2 protein-coding genes are annotated in these 3737 nt (G+C 75.2%); one reads left to right on the top strand and one right to left on the bottom strand.

What is annotated here, in order from left to right; all coding sequences use genetic code 11:
• Positions 1-176: 176 nt before the first annotated feature.
• On the top strand, positions 177-2501 hold the full coding sequence (locus tag HCN56_RS24305; protein WP_245246975.1) for a HelD family protein: 2325 nt from the start codon (positions 177-179) through the stop codon (positions 2499-2501).
• A 422-nt stretch (positions 2502-2923) separates the two neighbouring features.
• On the opposite strand, the gene HCN56_RS24300 is transcribed toward HCN56_RS24305, so the two are convergent.
• Positions 2924-3244: a WhiB family transcriptional regulator gene (locus HCN56_RS24300; protein ID WP_167974612.1), complete on the bottom strand. Its 321-nt coding sequence runs from the start codon at positions 3242-3244 to the stop codon at positions 2924-2926.
• Positions 3245-3737: the final 493 nt, after the last annotated feature.

The following is a 3737-nucleotide window of genomic DNA, read 5'->3' as shown; positions in this document are numbered from 1 at the left end:
GTCGCGCGCCCCGCCCCGCGCACCGCCGCGCCCGCGGCGCGACGGCGCCGGTGGGCCGCCGAATGGCCGGAAACGGCGAACGGCCGCCGACGCCACCGGTGCGCGGCGGACCCGGCCCGTCGCCGTGGGTGTACGGTTGGCCGCTGCCCGAAGGACCGCGCGAAAGGGGCAGGGGCTTGGACGTCCGGGAGCGGGAGATCCGCGGCGAACAGGGTCACCTCGACGCCGTCTACCGGAGACTCGAGGAGAAGATCCACGAGGCGGAGTTCCTGATGAGCGACGCCGCCAAACGCGTCCAGGTCGGGACCCCCGGGGCACTCGCCGAACGCGACGCCCTGGTCTACCGCGCGGGCCGCCATCTCAACCGCCTCAACAGCGAGTTCGAGGACTTCCTCTTCGGCCGCATCGACCTGCTCCTCGGCAAGGACGGCACCCGCGGCCCCGACGGCGCGCAGACCTCCGTCGACCCCGCCGACGACGCCGTCCGGGAGGACGCCGACGGCGCGGTCGCCGACATCGCCGAGACCCTCCACATCGGCCGCATGGGCGTCCTCGACACCGAGTACGTGCCGCTGGTCATCGACTGGCGCGCCCCCGCCGCCGCCCCGTTCTACCGCGCCACCCCCGTGACGCCGGGCCGGGTCGTCCGCCGCCGGGTCATCCGCAGCAAGGGCCGCCGCGTCGTCGGCGTCGAGGACGACCTGCTGCGACCCCGGCTCCGTGCGCTGCTCGACGGGGAGGAACTCCCCGTGGTCGGCGACGGCGCCCTGATGGCCTCGCTGGGCCGCGCCCGCGGCCACGCCATGCGTGACATCGTCGCCTCCATCCAGGCCGAGCAGGACGAGGTGATCCGCGCCCCCGCCGCCTCGGTCACCGAGGTCGTCGGCGGGCCCGGCACCGGCAAGACCGCCGTCGCGCTGCACCGCGCCGCCTACCTCCTCTACCAGGACCGGCGCCGCTACGCCGGCGGCATCCTCGTCGTCAGCCCCACCCCGCTCCTCGTCTCCTACACCGAGGGGGTGCTGCCCTCGCTCGGCGAGGAGGGCCAGGTCGCCATCCGCGCCCTCGGCGACCTCGTCGAGGGCGTGTCGGCGGACTCCTACGACGAGCCGGCCGTGGCCCGCGTCAAGGGGTCGGTACGGATGGCCCGTGTCCTGGCGCGGGCCGCCCGCGGCGCCCTGCAACGCGAGGACCAGCCGCAGCAGCTCTCGGTCGTCGCGCTCGGCCGGCGGCTCACCGTGGGACCGGAGCGGCTGGCCGACGTCCGGCAGGCCGTGCTCAGCGGCACCGCCCCGGTCAACCTGCTGCGGCCCCGCGCGCGCCGGCTGCTGATCGACGCGCTCTGGGACGCGGCCGACGAGGTCCGCGGCCACGAGGACCCCCGGATGCGGGCCGAGGCGCGCGAGGCGTTCGGTGAGGACGTCGCCGACGAGGCGGAGTTCACCGACTTCCTCGACGCGTGGTGGCCCGAGATCGCCCCGCTGGAGGTGCTGCGGGCCATGGCCGACGAGCGCCGGCTGGGGCGCTGGGCGCGCCGCGTCGTCCCGCAGGGCGACGTGCGCCGGCTCTCGCGCTCGCTGCGGCGGCTCACCGCCGACGGCCGGGGGCTCTCGGTCCACGACGTGGCGCTGCTCGACGAGTTGCGCACGGTGCTCGGGACCCCCGCGCGGCCCAAGCCGCCCAGTGAGGAGCACCTGCTCGCGGAGCTGGGCGTCGCCGAGGTCACCACCTACGCCGACCGCACCGCCCGCGCCGCGCGGCCCCCGGCGGAGGAGGGCGAGCGCACCGACTACGCCCACGTCATCGTGGACGAGGCCCAGGACCTCACCCCCATGCAGTGGCGGATGGTGGGGCGCCGCGGCCGCCGCGCCACCTGGACCGTCGTCGGCGACCCGGCGCAGAGCTCCTGGAGCGACCCGGAGGAGGCGGCGGCCGAGCGGTCGGCCGTCCTCGGCAACCGGCCCCGGCGCCCGTTCGAACTGACCGTCAACTACCGCAACCCCTCGGAGGTCGCCGAGGTCGCCGACCGGGTGCTGGCGCTCGCCATGCCCGCGGCGACACCGCCGCGCGCGGTGCGCTCCACCGGCCTGGTGCCGCGCTACCGGGTGTGGTCCGGCGCGGCCGGCGAGGCGGCGGAGCCGGAGCTCGCGACGGTGGTGCGGGCGGAGACCGCTCGGCTGCTCGACGAGGTCGAGGGCACCGTCGGGGTCGTCGTGGCGATGGGGCGCCGTCGCGAGGCCGCGACATGGATCGCCGGTCTCGGGGACCGCGCCGTGGCGCTGGGCAGCCTGGAGGCGAAGGGCCTGGAGTACGACGCCACGCTCGTGGTGCGACCCGCGGAGATCGCCGACGAGTCGCCCGCCGGACTGCGGGTGCTGTACGTGGCGCTCACCCGCGCCACCCAGCGGCTCACGGTGATCGCGGGGCCCGGTGACGAGCCGGACGCCGAGGGGGTGCCGTCGCTGCTGGCGGAGTCGGGCGACCTCGCGGGACTCGGCTGAGCGAGGCCGCGGCCCGCGGCCGGGCCCGGGGCCGCGGCGTGCGCCGCCGCCGACCGCACGGCCGTGGACGGATGCGCGACGTGCGATGAAAGTCGGCCGGGTCTTTGTTACCGTGGTGGAGGCACCGGCCCGATCCATGCCCCCGGGCCCAACCATCGTCGCTACGAGCGACCACTTGCCGCGAGGCGAGCTGGCGGGTCGGTGCCACCTTCTTCTTCCGGCCGGGCCGGGACGCGTCAGTCGTCCCGCCCCGGCCGTGTTTTTCGGTCACCGGGCAGCGGTGCCCCGGCGAGCCGTTCCGCCCGGGCGGGGTGCGGTGCCGCGGGCGCGGGCCGGGTCGGTGGCGGTGGGGGCGCCCCGGCGTTTCCGCCGCGCCCGGTGGTGTCCGCCGGCCGCGGGTCGGGCGGCCGGATCGGTGTTCCTCAGGCTGCTTCAGATGTTCCGTCGTCCTCCTCCGGGCGCATCGCGCGCTCGTACTCCGTCTTGGCGGTCTCCAGCAGCATCCGCCACGACGTGACCGTCGGGCGCCGGCGCAACAGCGCGCGCCGTTCCCGCTCGGTCATGCCGCCCCAGACGCCGAACTCCATGCGGCTGTCCAGTGCTTCGGCCAGACACTCCGTCCGGACGGGGCATCCCGTGCAGACCGCTTTGGCGCGGTTCTGCGCGGCGCCCTGGACGAACAGTTCGTCCGGATCGGTGGTGCGGCAGGCCGCCTTGGTGTTCCAGTCCGTTACCCAGCTCATGCCGGTGCCGTCCTCTCCCGAATCGAGGCTCCCCCACGGCGGCAAGTGGCATATTCACCCTTGCCGATCGAGGACGTTACGGAAGGTAGGGGGACCGCGACACCCCCACTGGGTGCAATCTCAAATGACTCAGAGGGACTAGTCGCGCCGTGGATGTCACCTGATGGAGTGATAAGGCGGGCGCTCGTATGCGTGAGGGATGGGGGTGAACCCGGCCAATCGGTCATCATCGGCCACATGCTCCGCTCTTCGTACTTCACTCCAAAGGGTGAGTGGTTTCTTGACGTTGGCGTCAACGAGCGGGTAGAGGGCGATAGGCGAGCGGCATACGCCACCCGTCGCCGCGCGGGGTGTGCCCCGGCGTGCACGGCCCGTGCGGTGGTGCCGTCACCGGGTCGCACGCCGGAACGGACGTGCCTGTTCGGGGCGGTCACCGGCGGTCCGCCGGGCGGGGCGCGGCAGCCCGCGTCGGCGGCCCCGGCCGCGCCGACGC

Source organism: Streptomyces lonarensis, assembly GCF_012033735.1.
Taxonomy (GTDB): domain Bacteria; phylum Actinomycetota; class Actinomycetes; order Streptomycetales; family Streptomycetaceae; genus Streptomyces; species Streptomyces lonarensis.
The sequence above is the reverse complement of the archived record's forward strand: the minus strand, read 5'-3'. Positions and strand labels throughout refer to the sequence as shown.